The organism is Polaromonas sp. A23 (assembly GCF_002001015.1).
Lineage (GTDB): Bacteria > Pseudomonadota > Gammaproteobacteria > Burkholderiales > Burkholderiaceae_C > Polaromonas.
In genome coordinates, this window is record NZ_MUNO01000026.1 from 255417 (window position 1) to 268921 (window position 13505).

Here is a 13505-nt window from a genome sequence, read left to right on the forward strand (position 1 = left end):
TAGCTGCTCGCACCCGCCATACCTGGGCTTGTGGCACAAATCATGCATTGAATTTACCACCATGACTAAAAACCACTGTTCCAGCGAGAGGCGCCCTTTGCGCACCGTTTTTGCTTCCCACACGCTGTCCTGCCTGTTCATGCTGGCGAGCCTGCTCGCCCCCTCGCTGCCGGCAGCTGCGGCTGGCAGCCCCGCCCTGATGCTGGCCAATGTCTATCATCCCGGCATCGTGCTCCAGGACTACTGGGTCAGCGAAAAATATGACGGTGTCCGGGCCTTCTGGGACGGCGAAAAACTGCTGACACGCGGCGGTGAACGCATCGTCGCGCCGGGGTGGTTCACTGCAGGCTGGCCCAGCGAACCCATGGACGGCGAACTCTGGGCCGGTCGCGGCCAGTTCTCAAAAGCCGTTTCAACCGTACGCCAGCAGGCGGCCGATGACGCGGCATGGCGCGCCATGCGGTTCATGGTGTTTGACCTGCCCGCGCATCCCGGCGTTTTCACTCAACGCATTCCAGTGTTAAGCGGGCTCGTCAGCCGCATCGACCAGCCATGGGTGCAGGCCGTCACGCAATTTCACGTGGCCAGCCATGCGGAATTGCAGCGCCTTCTGGCAAAAACCGTCAAGCTCGGTGGCGAAGGCCTGATGCTGCACCGCGGAGCTTCGCTTTACAAAGGTCTGCGCAGTGACGACCTGCTCAAAGTGAAGACGCATGAAGACACGGAGGCCCGCGTTGTTGCACACGTCCCCGGCAAGGGCAAGTACGAAGGCGTGATGGGCGCATTGCTGGTCGAAATGCCGGATGCGGCAGGCAAGCCCGGCCAGCGCTTCAAGCTCGGCACCGGCTTCAGCGATGAGCAGCGCCGCTACCCTCCGCCTGTGGGCAGCACCGTCACCTACCGTTATCGTGGGCTCAATGACAGCGGTATTCCCCGCTTTGCGAGCTTCATGCGGGTGCGGGAAGACATGGTTCCGGCGCGTCCTTGAACTCAAGCAAGACAGGGCTCCGGGCTTACTCTTTCACGCAGTCCGCAAAATAGTGCTTCTTGCCGCTGGCGTCCTCTTCTTCCACCAGGCCGTGAATGTCGGTCTCGAAGCCCGGGCACTGCGAATTGAACTCTCGTGAGAACTTCAGGTAGTCGACGATCTTCTTGTTGAACACTTCGCCGGGAATCAGCAGCGGAATGCCGGGCGGGTAAGGCGTGACCAACCCGACCGTGATGCGGCCTTCCAGCTTGTCAATTTCCACCCGCTCGGTCTTGTGCAGCGCAATGTGCGCATAGGCGTCGCTGGGTTTCATGGCCGGTTTCAGGTCACTTAAATACATGTCGGTGGTCAGGCGCGCAATGTCGTACTTGGCGTACAGCGCATGAATGTGGTGGCACAGGTCGGCCAGGCCCATCTTTTCGTAACGCGGGTATTTCTGGCAAAACTCCGGCAGGATGCGCCACATGGGCTGGTTCTTGGCGTAGTCGTCCTTGAACTGCTGCAGCGCGGTCAGCATGCTGTTCCAGCGGCCCTTGGTGATGCCGATGGTGAACATGATGAAGAAGCTGTACAGGCCGGTTTTCTCCACCACCACACCGTGTTCGGCCAGGAATTTTGTGAGGATGCTGGCAGGAATGCCTGTTTTGGCAAACTTGCCGTTCAGGTCCATGCCCGGTGTGACGATGGTGGACTTGATCGGATCCAGCATATTGAAACCGGTCGCCATCTTGCCGAAGCCGTGCCAGTTGACGCCGGCCTTGGCGTTCTTGGATTCACCCTTGATGATCCAGTCTTCCGAGCGGCCAATGCCCTCGTCCACCAGCTTGTCCGGCCCCCAGACCTTGAACCACCAGTCGTCGCCGTATTCCTCGGCCACCTTGCGCATGGCGCGGCGGAAATCCAACGCCTCCAGGATGCTTTCTTCGACCAACGCGGTGCCGCCGGGTGGCTCCATCATCGCGGCCGCCACATCGCAACTCGCAATGATGCTGTATTGCGGCGAGGTCGAGGTGTGCATCAGGAAGGCCTCGTTGAAGAGGTGCCTGTCGAGCTTGACGGTTTGCGAGTCCTGCACCAGCACATGGCTGGCCTGGCTGATACCGGCCAGCAACTTGTGGATGGACTGCGTGGCGTACACCATGGCCTGCTTGGGGCGCGACCGCTTCTTGCCCATGGCGTGGTAGCTGCCGTAAAACGGGTGAAACGCCGCGTGCGGCAACCAGGCTTCGTCGAAATGCAGGTTCTCGACATAACCGTCGAGCATGCCCTTGATGGTTTCGGTGTTGTAGAGCACGCCGTCGTAGGTGGACTGGGTGATGGTCAACACACGCGGCTTGACGCTTTTGGCATCCACGCCCTTGAGTAGCGGATTCGCAGCAATCTTGGCCTGGATGGACGCCGGCTCGAACTCTTCCTTCGGAATCGGGCCAATGATGCCGAAATGGTTGCGCGTCGGCTTCAGGAAGACCGGAATCGAACCGGTCATGATGATGGCGTGCAGGATGGACTTGTGGCAATTGCGATCCACCACCACCACGTCGCCGGGCGCCACCGTGTGGTGCCAGACCATCTTGTTGGAGGTCGAAGTTCCGTTGGTGACGAAGAAACAGTGGTCGGCGTTGAAGATGCGGGCCGCGTTGCGCTCGGAAGCGCCCACCGGGCCGTCGTGGTCCAGCAACTGGCCCAACTCTTCCACCGCATTGCAGACGTCGGCGCGCAGCATGTTTTCGCCGAAAAACTGGTGAAACATCTGCCCGACCGGGCTTTTCAGAAAGGCCACACCACCGGAATGCCCCGGGCAATGCCAGGAGTAGGAACCGTCCTCGGCGTAATCGAGCAGCGCCTTGAAAAACGGCGGCTGCACGCCTTCGAGGTAACTTTTGGCCTCGCGAATGATGTGGCGCGCCACAAACTCCGGCGTGTCCTCGAACATGTGGATGAAGCCATGCAGTTCGCGCAGGATATCGTTCGGAATGTGGCGCGAGGTCTTGGTCTCGCCATAGACGTAAATCGGCACATCCAGGTTCTTGCGCCGCACTTCCTCAATAAAGTGGCGCAGGTTCAGCACGGCAGGGTCGAGGTCCGGACCTGGCGTGAACTCTTCGTCGTCGATCGACAGGATGAAGGCGCTGGCGCGGCTTTGCTGCTGGGCAAACTGGGACAGATCGCCGTAGCTGGTGACGCCCAGTACCTCAAAACCTTCCGTTTCTATGGCCTGCGCCAACGCGCGGATGCCCAGACCGGAGGTGTTTTCGGAACGGAAGTCTTCGTCGATGATGACAATGGGAAAGCGGAATTTCATCAAAAGGCCTTTGCCTGGAACTGCCAAAAAAATTGAATCAGGGCCGAAGTGTAGAGATATTTGATGAAGTCCGAACCGGCCCTGCCCTCCAGAAGGCCGGTTAAGCTTGCCAAATTGGCCTTCGGGCCCAAAATGTGGCTTTTACGAAACGGGAGAACCTGAACATGGCGGAATCAACGATCTGGTGGCTGCTGGCGGGCAGCGCTGTGGCGGTGGAGCTGGTGACGGGCACCTTCTACCTGCTGATGCTGGCCGTGGGCCTGGCCGCAGCGGCTCTGGCGGCACACCTGGGCCTGGACAACACAGCCCAAATCCTCGTGGCAGCTGTGGTTGGTGGTGGCGCGGTGGTGTTCTGGCACTGGAAGCGCGGCCAAAGCCCAAAACCGGCCGAACCGCAGGCCAATCGCGACCTGCAAATGGATATTGGTGAGACCGTGCATGTGGCGCAGTGGAACGCCGATGCCACAGCCAGTGTCAAATACCGCGGTGCGCAGTGGGCCGTCGTGCTCGCCGACAAGGATTCCGCGCCGCAGCCAGGCCTCTTCAAGGTCAAGCAACTGGATGGCAACCGGCTGGTGGTGGGAAAACTGTGAGACAGTCCACGGTGCCTTGCAGCGCCGATACCGGCCTCTTTTTTTGATTTACCGGAGAACCCAATGAAAATGGAAATTGCACTTGTCATCCTGGTGATTGCCGTCATTTTTGTCATACGCGCCATGAAGGTTGTGCCCCAGCAGAATGCTTGGGTCGTGGAGCGCCTTGGCAAATACCACGGCAGCCTGACGCCTGGCCTGAACATCCTGATTCCCTTCATTGACCGGGTGGCCTACAAACACTCCCTCAAGGAGATCCCGCTGGACGTGCCCAGCCAGGTCTGTATCACTCGCGACAACACGCAGTTGCAGGTGGATGGCATCCTGTATTTCCAGGTCACCGACCCGATGCGCGCCAGCTACGGCTCGTCCAACTACATCGTCGCGGTCACGCAACTTGCGCAGACCTCGCTGCGCTCCGTGATCGGCAAGCTTGAGCTCGACAAGACCTTTGAAGAACGCGACATCATCAACGCCCAAGTGGTGGCCGCCATCGACGAAGCCGCCCTGAACTGGGGCGTCAAGGTGCTGCGCTACGAGATCAAGGACTTGACGCCGCCCAAGGAAATCCTGCACGCCATGCAGTCGCAGATCACCGCCGAGCGTGAAAAACGTGCCCTGATTGCCGCTTCCGAAGGCCGCCGCCAGGAGCAGATCAACATCGCCACCGGTGAACGTGAAGCCTTCATTGCCCGCTCCGAAGGCGAAAAACTCGCTGCCATCAACAACGCGCAGGGTGAAGCTGCTGCCATCACGGCCGTAGCTGAGGCCAACGCACGGGCTATCGAAGTGGTTGCCGCTGCCATCCGCCAGCCCGGCGGTGAAATGGCCGTGCAGCTCAAGGTTGCCGAAAAAGCGATGGAGGCCTACTCTCACGTTGCGGCCGATGCCAAGACCACGCTGATTGTTCCAAGCAACATGACCGAAGTGTCTGCATTGATCACCTCGGCCATGACCATGGTGCAGTCCACCAAAGCGGCCTGACTGAACAGCGAAAGAGGGCAAGCATGACAGCCAAGAACGTGCTGGGGACCGAGCTGGTCCCCTGCTCTTATGACCCGCTTACGGGTTATTTCCGCGACGGTTGCTGCAACACCGACGAGTCCGACCTGGGTTCGCACCTGATCTGCGTGCGGGTCAACAGCGACTTTCTGGTATTTTCAGCCGCAAGAGGCAACGACCTCTCCACCCCGCGGCCGGAACACCGCTTTGCCGGGCTCAAACCCGGTGACCGGTGGTGCCTGTGCGCCAACCGCTGGCGCGAAGCGCTGGAAGCCGGCTTCGCGCCGCCGGTGGTTCTGGAGTCCACCCACCTCAATGCCCTGGAATTCGTGACACGTGCACAGCTTGAAAAACACAGGTTTCACAGCGCGCTGCACTAGCCCAAACAATTTGCCGCGGCCTGCACTGCTACAATGTGAGGCTTCGCGGAAAGGTGGATGAGCGGTTTAAGTCACACGCCTGGAAAGCGTGCGTGGGGTTATACCCACCGCGGGTTCGAATCCCGCCCTTTCCGCCAGACAGTCAGCAAAAAACGGACCTTCGGGTCCGTTTTTTATTTCTGATTCCCCTGTTCAGCCACCGCTGAGCGCGGCCAAAGCTCAAACCGGCCGCAGCTGTTCCGCAAGCGAACGCGTCTTCTCGGTTGCGACGTCACCTGTATGCAGCGTCGATTTGCGCTCGATCAGCATGAGGTGGCACTCCTGTTCCGCGACGGGATTGTGCCGCACGCCCTTGGGGACAATGAACATCTCCCCTTCGTTGAGCTCGACCGTCCCACTTTCCATCTCAATGCGCAAGCGGCCCTTGAGAATGAAAAACAGCTCGTCTTCGTTCTCGTGGCTGTGCCATGCAAGCGAGCCCTCGACTTTCGCGACCTTGATGTAGGCATCGTCAACTTCGCCAACGACACGGGGCGACCAGAGTTCGGTCAGCCCGGCGGCAACTTGCCTGGGTGAAACGACGTTTGACATGAATCTCCTTGAACGCATGAAATAAAGAGCACAAAAAAAGGCCGCCTTTCGGCGGCCTTTTTACTAAGGACCGAAGGGCTTATTCCAAAGCGGTCTTCTTGCCTTCCTTGTAGTTGTACAAGGTGATGGCTGGGTTCTTCAACTCGCCATTGGGCAGGAATTCGATCGTGGTTGTCACGCCCTTGAAGCTGGTCTTGATCAGTTCAGGAGTGTAGACCTTTGGATCGCTCGAGTTGGCGCGCTTCATCGCGTCGACCAGAACGAAGGTCGCGTCGTACGTGTACGGGCTGTAGACCTGGAACTGGTTGGGGTACTTCTCGTCGTAACGCTTCTTCCACTCGACGCCGCCTGGCATTTTGGCCAGCGATGCGCCGCCTTCAGCGCAGATCACGTTGTCGAGAGTCTTGGCGCCAGCAGCGAGTTTGGCAATCTCGGATGTGCAGATGCCGTCACCGCCGAAGTACTTGACCTTGCTCATGCCGAGCTGTTCCATCTGGCGCAGCATCGGGCCGGCTTGTGGGTCCATACCGCCGTAGAACACGGCGTCAGGGCCTTTGGCCTTGATGGCGGTCAGGATAGCCATGAAGTCAGTGGCCTTGTCGGTGGTGAACTGCTCGTCAACCACGGTCATGCCCTTTTCCTTGGCCGTCTTCTTGAAGATGTCGGCAACGCCCTGGCCGTAAGCAGAACGGTCGTCAATGATGGCGACTTTTTTCAGCTTGAGCTTGTCGGCAGCATAAAACGCCAGGCCAGCACCCAGAGCCAAGTCATTGGCGATGATGCGGTAGGTGGTCTTGTAGCCGGGCTTGGTCAGGTCGGGGTTGGTGGCAGCACCGGTGACGTGGGGGATGCCACAGTCGTTGTAGACCTTGGATGCGGGGATGGTTGTGCCGGAATTGAGGTGACCGACGACGCCAGCGACTTTGGAGTCGCACAGTTTCTGTGCGGCAGCCGTGCCCTGTTTCGGATCAGCAGCATCGTCTTCAGCGACGATTTCGAAGGTGGCTTTTTTGCCGCCGATCATGACGCCCTGTTTGTTCAGGTCTTCAATGGCCATGCGCACGCCATTTTCATTGTCTTTGCCGTAATGGGCCTGAGCGCCAGAAACTGGTGCCACATGGCCGATTTTGACGACGAGCGTATCACCAGCCGGTGCGGGAGCCGCAGCGACGGGGGCAGCAGGTGCAGGTGCAGTGGCGGCCGGAGCAGCTTCTTCTTTTTTGCCGCAAGCCACAACCAACATGGCGGCCAAAGCGACCGCAGTCCATTTCATTTGCATAAATACACTCCAATTAGGAAATTACCGTTAATGGTTGAGAACTGTTTTTTTTACTCAACAGCAGCGAACATAACGCAATTTTCGCGCCCACACCATAGTGAGCAGCCCTAGTGTTGTGCAGGAGAATCGCAGAAAGAACTGAAATTGATAGAACATTAGCGTTTCTTATGTATCTATGCGTAAGGCCAGATTGCCACGGAGTTTGGTGAGGTAACGCTCTGCCGCGCCATGCAGACGCCGGCCAGGCTGGTGAGGCAAAACAGGGAGTTTCAGCGTGAGGAAATGAAGGGGCAGCACTGCGTTCCCGACGGGACATGCACCGTACCCTGAACAGCGCTTCAGGATTTGTCGACGAGCTGGCTGGCCAGTTCCTGTTCAAACGCTTGATTAACCGACTGCCGTACAACGATTTCAATTTCATCCCGAAGGCTGGGCGCCAGTGCCTGGGTGTGCTCAAGAACCAGCCGGCCCACCGTCTCTCGCAACAAGCGGTCGAGTGTCAGATCAACTCGCTGCATCACGCGATGCACCATCTGCTCCTGCAGCCGCTGAACGTCCACGGCGGGAACGGCCGGCTGAGCTTTCGCAGCAGGCGTGGTCGGGGCGGCGGTTGGCTGAACCACCTCTCGCAACGTGGGAACAAACCGGGGTGGCGGGCGGTTCACGTTTTCTCTCCCGCGCTGGCCAGGTCATGCCGCTTCAGCGAATAGCCGCGGTCAGCGTAATGCTTCCAGCGGCTGCGTGCCGCCGTACGGTCGTCCGGGGCCAGCGTGACCAACTCGATAAAGCGCTCAAACCGTTCGAAGCCGTCGGGAATCTGCTGCCCAAGATTCACCAGGACTTCGTGATGCGGACTCGCCTCCAGCGAATCAGCCAGCACCACTGGCGTAACCGCGAGCGTGGCCGGGGCAGCCGCCACATGACAGTGCGGCACGAATTCCAGTGCTGAAAATGTCCAGAGCATGAGATCAAGCCGCCTGAGGGTTTCCGGCTCGGCCGTCACCACAACGCGCGCGCCGCTGCCCCACGCCTTGCGCAGCAGCCGGCAGCTGTAGGCCAGCTTGTCGGGCACGTTGAAATGAAAGGCGACTTCTGTCATGCCCTGGTTCGGGAAGCGGGCTTCGGCGACCGGGTTCTCGCCGGCGATTTGGCCGTACGGGCAGGCAAAACCTGACTCAGCAGAAAGTCAACCAGCAAAGGCACAGGCCGGCCGGTGGCACCTTTGGCGGCGCCGCTTTTCCAGGCTGTGCCGGCGATATCAAGGTGCGCCCAGGCAAACTTGCCGGCAAACCGCTGCAGAAACTTGGCCGCAGTAATCGCCCCACCCGCACGACCGGCGACGTTGGCAACATCGGCAAAATGAGTCTTCAGGCCGTCGGCATAGTCGTCGTCAAGCGGCATGCGCCAGCACAGGTCAAGCGAGCTGTCGCCTGCGACCGCCAACGACTGGGCCAACGCATCGTCGCTGGAGAACATGCCGCTGCGCACACCGCCAAGGGCAATCACACAAGCACCGGTCAGCGTGGCGATGTCCACCACGGCGCGTGGCTTGAACCGCTCGGCATAGGTCAACGCGTCACACAGCACCAGCCGGCCTTCGGCATCGGTGTTGAGGATTTCGATGGTCTGGCCGCTCATGCTTGTCACCACGTCACCGGGCTTCACCGACCTGCCGTCGGGCATGTTTTCGCAGGCAGGAATCAGGCCAACCACATTGAGCGCAGGCTGCAGTTCGGCCAGGGTGCGGAAGGTGCCCAGCACGCTGGCCGCGCCGCCCATGTCGTATTTCATCTCATCCATCTCCGCCGCCGGCTTGATGGAAATGCCGCCGGTGTCAAAGGTAATGCCCTTGCCCACCAGCACCACAGGGGCTTCGGCCTTGGCGCCGCCGTCATACCGGAGAACAATAAAGCGCAGAGGTTCTTCCGAACCCTGGGCAACGGCCATGAAAGAACCCATGCCGAGTTTGGCAACCTCCTTGGGGCCCAATACTTCCACCTTGATTTTCGGCAGCTTGCCCAACTCCTTGGCCGCCTGGGCGAGCATGGTAGGTGTCGCGTGATTGGCGGGGCGGTTCGCCCATTCCTTGGTCAGGGCCATCCCTTTGGCCAGACCCACGGCCTTGTCAAATCCTGCCCGCGCTGAAGCCAGCGTGGAGACCGCAACAACAACCTGCTTCAGTTTTTGCTCAGCAGGCTTGGATTTGGTCGTGCTGTACAGGTAAGTGGCATCTGCGCAGGCCAGCACGCCGGCTCGCACCGCATCCTGACCCACGGTCGAAAGTGCACAAAAGCTGATCAATACACGACGTGCATTGGTGTTTTTCAAAGCGCCCATCGCTGCATGCACGGCGCTCCGTATGCTTTTCGCGCTGCCGTCTCCAGCTCCGGCAAGCAGAACGCGCGTGGCGGCGACCCCCTGGACGCGATAGGCGTTGAGCAATTTGCCGGCCTTGCCGTCAAAGTCGCCTGCGCTGATGGCATGCGCAGCCATTTTGGAAACCGGGTCAGCGCCGCCGGGCGTTTCACCGGACAGCAGGACGATCAGTGCATCACATTTTTCGGTACAAATTCGGGGCGATGTCAGGGTTTTGAGTTCAAAGTCCATAATTGCAGGTTGGGCGCGAAAACGCTGTTATCGAGCGTCGGTTGTTAAGGTAAAGAAGGCAAAGTATCAGGTGATGTTATTCCAATCTTCGATCCGCAAAGAGCTGGCACGCAGTTTTGGGGCCACCCTTGTGGTTTTGATGACCATCGTGTTCACCATCATCCTGATCCGTACCCTGGGCCAGGCGTCGCGCGGCAGCGTCAGTCCGCAGGACGTGATGATGGTCATGGGTTACACCACACTGGGCCGCTTGCCCATCATCCTCACGCTCTCCCTGTTCGTCGCCATGGTGAGCACACTTTCCCGGATGTATCGCGACAGCGAAATGGTCGTCTGGTTCGTCAGTGGCCGCGGCCTGGCCTTCTTTCTGGTCCCCATGTTCCGCTTTGCCTGGCCAGTGCTTATGGTGATCACCTTGCTGTCGATATTTGTCTGGCCATGGTCCAACCAGCAGGCCCAGGACATGAAAGACCGCTACGAACAGCGCGGCGACCTCGAACGGGTCTCCCCCGGGCAATTCCAGGAATCATCCAACGGCAACCGGGTGTTTTTCATTGACCGCGACGTCAGCCAGGAAAAAGCCAGCAACAACGTTTTCATTGCTTCCACGGAAAAAGGCAAAAATTCAGTGACCACTGCCGGTGCTGGCCGCATTGAAACGGTGGGCAACGCCCAGTTGCTGATGCTTGACAACGGCCAGCGGCTTGAAAGCGAGGTCGGCAGATCTGCGCTGAAGATCACAGAGTTTGCTGAATATGGAAGCAAGGCCGGGGAAAGCCCGCTGATCAACGGCAACAGCTTGCCCGAAAAGTCCAGGTCTACCCGTGAGCTGGTGCGCTCACCCAGCCGCAGCAACCAGGGCGAGTTGGCCTGGCGACTGGGCATGGCGCTGGCCGCCATCAACTTTGTGGTGATTGCGCTGGCGCTGGCCAGCGTCAACCCGCGCGCAGGACGCAGCGGCAATCTGATTTTTGTCTTGTTCACCTTTGTGGTCTATCACAACCTGCTGAATTTGGGCCAAAGCTGGATCACCGTCGGCACCGCCAATTTCGCCGGTTTTCTTCTGGCCCTGCATGGCGGCGCCCTGCTGCTGGCACTGGCCTGGCTGTCCAAGCGCCACTTGAACTGGACCTTCAAGGGCGCCATCAGCCGCCAGCGCAAACTGCAAGCCAGCAAACAGGCCGGCAAGGTGGCCGCATGAAAACCATCCGCCGCCTGATTTACGGCGAAGTCCTGGCCTCCATCGCTTTTGTAACTGCAGGTTTCCTGGCACTGTTCTTCTTCTTCGACCTCGTCGACGAATTGCAATACCTGGGCAAAAACGCTGCGGGCGCCATCAGCGCCGACATCAACACCTATCAGATACGCCACGCGCTGCTGTACGTTGCCCTGCTGATTCCCAGTCACCTTTACGAGCTGGTCCCCATTTCGGTTCTGATCGGCACCATTTTTGTGATGGCACGGCTGGCGCAGAGCTCGGAATACACCATCCTGCGTACCAGCGGGCTGGAACCCTGGCGCGCCCTGCGGCTGCTTTTGACGCTGGGCGCCTTTTTTGTCGTTCTTTGTTTTGCGATCGGCGACTACATCGCCCCCGCCGCCGACCGCAGTGCGCAACTGCTCAAGGCACGTTACCAAGGACGAATCACCATTGGCCAGACAGGGGCCTGGCTCAAGGAAAAGCAGGCCTATAACAGCTACGTGGTCAACGTCGGCGCCCTCACCCCAGACAATGAAATGGAGAGAGTGCGCGTCTTCGAGTTCAACAACAAGGGTCTGCTGGTGTCCATCACCCAGGCACCCGTCGCCCGGTTTGCATCTGACGACTCCTGGCAACTCGAGAACGCCTCCCGTACCGAATTCAGCGTGCGCCAGGGGCAGGCCTCCCCGACAGCAGCGGGCCGCGATTCCGCCAAAATCACCATCAACAAGGTCCGCCAGTTCCGCTGGCCCACGGACATCAGCGCAGAGATGGTCTCGGTGGCTGTGCTCAAGCCGGAGCGGATGAGCACCCTCGACCTGTTCGGCTACATCCGCCACCTCAACGCCAACGGCCAGACCGCCCAGCGTTACGAGATCGAATTCTGGAAAAAAGTGTTTTACCCCCTGAGCTGCCTGGTCATGGTGGTGCTCGCCCTGCCCTTTGCCTACCTGCACTTTCGCAGCGGCGGCATTGCCGGCTATGTTTTTGGCGGCGTGATGATCGGCATCAGCTTCTTCCTGCTGAACAACGTCTTCGGCTACATCGGCAACCTGCAGCACTGGCAGCCCTGGCTCGCGGCGGCGGCTCCCGGACTTCTCTACACAGCCATCTCGCTAGGCGCATTCGGCTGGCTGGTCCTGAGGCGCTGACGATGAAGCAGGGCATCATCCTGCTTGCCCACGGCTCGCGAGACCCCTTGTGGCGCTTGCCCATCGAAGCCGTGGCAGACACGATCCGCAAGCGCGACCCCCGGGCTCTGGTCAGTTGCGCCTACCTGGAGCTGTGCAGTCCCGACCTGGCCCAGGCCGCTACTGATTTGATAGCTGCCGGCGCACAGAGGATAAGGACTTTCCCCTTGTTTCTTGGGGTTGGCAAACATGCCCGGGAAGACCTGCCGCGGCTGATCGCTGAGCTCCAGTCTCAACACCCCGGTATAGCCGTCGAGTTGCTACCCACCGCCGGTGAGCATCCGCAGCTGACAGCCTTGATGGCCGATATCGCCCTATCCTGACTCGGTGCCATACCAGCGACGTCACATTTTCAGGCTGCATCCCGATTTCTTTAGCCACAAACGGCATAATGAAGGGAGCAATTAGCAAAAAACAGGTATGAACCTACATCAATTTCGCTTTGTGCAAGAAGCCGTTCGGCGCAACCTGAATCTCACCGAAACCGCGCGCATCCTGCACACGTCCCAACCCGGGGTCTCCAAGGCCATCATCGAGCTGGAAGAAGAACTCGGTGTGGAGATTTTTGCGCGGCACGGCAAGCGCCTCAAACGCGTCACCGAGCCGGGTGCGCACGTCCTCAAGAGCATTGAAATCATCATGCGCGAGGTGAGCAACCTGCGCCGCATCGGCGAGCAGTTTTCGGCGCAGGACAACGGCACGCTGTCCATTGCCACCACGCACACGCAGGCCCGCTACGTGCTGCCCGTGCCGGTTGCGAAACTGCGCGAGGCCTTCCCCAAAGTCAATGTCAGCCTGCACCAGGGGTCGCCCGATCAGGTGGCACGCATGCTGATCGACGAGGTCGCAGAGATCGGCATTGCCACAGAATCGCTCACGCAATACGAAGAACTGGTCACGCTGCCCTGTTATGAGTGGCAGCACATGCTGGTGCTGCCTCTGGACCACCCTCTGGCCAAGCAGGAAAACATCACCCTGGAAGACCTGGCTGAACAGCCGCTGATTACCTACCACCCCTCGTTTACAGGCCGCACCAAAATCGACCAGGCTTTTGCCGCAAAGCATCTGCACCCTCGCATTGCGCTGGAAGCCATTGACTCGGACGTGATCAAGACCTACGTGCGGCTGGGCCTGGGCGTCGGCATCGTGGCCGAGATGGCCCTGAAAGACGACGGCACCAACGCCGACCTGGTCGCCGTGCCCGGCGGCCAACTGTTCGGCGTGAACATCGCACGCGTAGCCTTCAAGCGCAGCGCCTACCTGCGCAACTTTGTCTACAAGTTCGCCGAACTGCTGAGCGACAAACTCGACCGCGCCCAGATCACCCGCGCCATGAGCAGCCGACCCGGCGACTTTTGAGCCTTGAACACCC

The 13505-nt window shown here is 59.6% G+C and carries 14 protein-coding genes and 1 tRNA gene; 9 read left to right on the plus strand and 6 right to left on the minus strand.

Going from position 1 to position 13505, the window contains the following annotated elements:
- The first annotated feature begins 61 nt into the window (after nt 1–61).
- The gene (locus B0B52_RS14675) at nt 62–988 is read left to right on the plus strand and encodes a DNA ligase (RefSeq protein ID WP_077594396.1); all 927 of its coding nucleotides are present in this window, start codon (nt 62–64) and stop codon (nt 986–988) included.
- 25 nt (nt 989–1013) lie between these two features.
- Here the strand turns inward: B0B52_RS14675 and B0B52_RS14680 are convergent, their stop codons facing one another.
- On the minus strand, nt 1014–3290 hold the full coding sequence (locus B0B52_RS14680; protein WP_077594397.1) for an arginine/lysine/ornithine decarboxylase: 2277 nt from the start codon (nt 3288–3290) through the stop codon (nt 1014–1016).
- Between the two features lie 164 nt (nt 3291–3454).
- On the opposite strand from B0B52_RS14680, the gene B0B52_RS14685 reads away from it, so the two are divergent.
- From B0B52_RS14685 to B0B52_RS14700, 4 genes are all read left to right on the plus strand, one after another.
- Nucleotides 3455–3883: an NfeD family protein gene (locus B0B52_RS14685; RefSeq protein WP_077594398.1), complete on the plus strand. Its 429-nt coding sequence runs from the start codon at nt 3455–3457 to the stop codon at nt 3881–3883.
- A gap of 69 nt (nt 3884–3952) precedes the next feature.
- Nucleotides 3953–4867: an SPFH domain-containing protein gene (locus tag B0B52_RS14690; protein WP_077594541.1), complete on the plus strand. Its 915-nt coding sequence runs from the start codon at nt 3953–3955 to the stop codon at nt 4865–4867.
- 23 nt (nt 4868–4890) lie between these two features.
- On the plus strand, nt 4891–5265 hold the full coding sequence (locus B0B52_RS14695; RefSeq protein WP_077594399.1) for a DUF2237 family protein: 375 nt from the start codon (nt 4891–4893) through the stop codon (nt 5263–5265).
- Between the two features lie 47 nt (nt 5266–5312).
- Nucleotides 5313–5402, plus strand: a tRNA-Ser gene (locus B0B52_RS14700).
- A gap of 82 nt (nt 5403–5484) precedes the next feature.
- On the opposite strand, the gene B0B52_RS14705 is transcribed toward B0B52_RS14700, so the two are convergent.
- The 5 genes from B0B52_RS14705 to B0B52_RS14725 form a co-directional block, all read right to left on the minus strand.
- Nucleotides 5485–5856 (minus strand): cupin domain-containing protein, encoded by a 372-nt coding sequence (locus B0B52_RS14705; protein WP_077594400.1) that lies wholly within the window; start codon nt 5854–5856, stop codon nt 5485–5487.
- 79 nt (nt 5857–5935) lie between these two features.
- The gene (locus B0B52_RS14710) at nt 5936–7135 is read right to left on the minus strand and encodes a branched-chain amino acid ABC transporter substrate-binding protein (RefSeq protein ID WP_077594401.1); all 1200 of its coding nucleotides are present in this window, start codon (nt 7133–7135) and stop codon (nt 5936–5938) included.
- 338 nt (nt 7136–7473) lie between these two features.
- Nucleotides 7474–7800: a hypothetical protein gene (locus tag B0B52_RS14715; RefSeq protein WP_077594402.1), complete on the minus strand. Its 327-nt coding sequence runs from the start codon at nt 7798–7800 to the stop codon at nt 7474–7476.
- A complete protein-coding gene (locus B0B52_RS14720; protein ID WP_077594403.1) occupies nt 7797–8234 on the minus strand; it encodes a DNA polymerase III subunit chi in 438 nt (145 codons plus the stop codon). Before B0B52_RS14720 ends, B0B52_RS14715 begins: the two co-directional genes overlap by 4 nt.
- Nucleotides 8231–9742, minus strand: a complete 1512-nt coding sequence (locus B0B52_RS14725; protein WP_077594404.1) for a leucyl aminopeptidase — start codon at nt 9740–9742, stop codon at nt 8231–8233. The genes B0B52_RS14720 and B0B52_RS14725 overlap by 4 nt, the downstream gene beginning before the upstream one ends.
- 73 nt (nt 9743–9815) lie before the next feature.
- On the opposite strand from B0B52_RS14725, the gene lptF reads away from it, so the two are divergent.
- The 4 genes from lptF to B0B52_RS14745 all read left to right on the plus strand — a co-directional run bounded on the left by lptF (nt 9816) and on the right by B0B52_RS14745 (nt 13492).
- Nucleotides 9816–10943 carry an LPS export ABC transporter permease LptF gene (gene lptF / locus B0B52_RS14730; protein ID WP_077594405.1) on the plus strand — a complete coding sequence of 376 codons (1128 nt, stop codon included), beginning with the start codon at nt 9816–9818 and terminating at the stop codon, nt 10941–10943.
- The gene (gene lptG, locus B0B52_RS14735) at nt 10940–12094 is read left to right on the plus strand and encodes an LPS export ABC transporter permease LptG (RefSeq protein WP_077594406.1); all 1155 of its coding nucleotides are present in this window, start codon (nt 10940–10942) and stop codon (nt 12092–12094) included. The genes lptF and lptG overlap by 4 nt, the downstream gene beginning before the upstream one ends.
- Nucleotides 12095–12096: 2 nt before the next feature.
- A complete protein-coding gene (locus tag B0B52_RS14740; protein ID WP_077594407.1) occupies nt 12097–12456 on the plus strand; it encodes a sirohydrochlorin chelatase in 360 nt (119 codons plus the stop codon).
- A 97-nt stretch (nt 12457–12553) separates the two neighbouring features.
- Nucleotides 12554–13492 (plus strand): CysB family HTH-type transcriptional regulator, encoded by a 939-nt coding sequence (locus B0B52_RS14745; protein WP_077594408.1) that lies wholly within the window; start codon nt 12554–12556, stop codon nt 13490–13492.
- Nucleotides 13493–13505 lie beyond the last annotated feature (13 nt).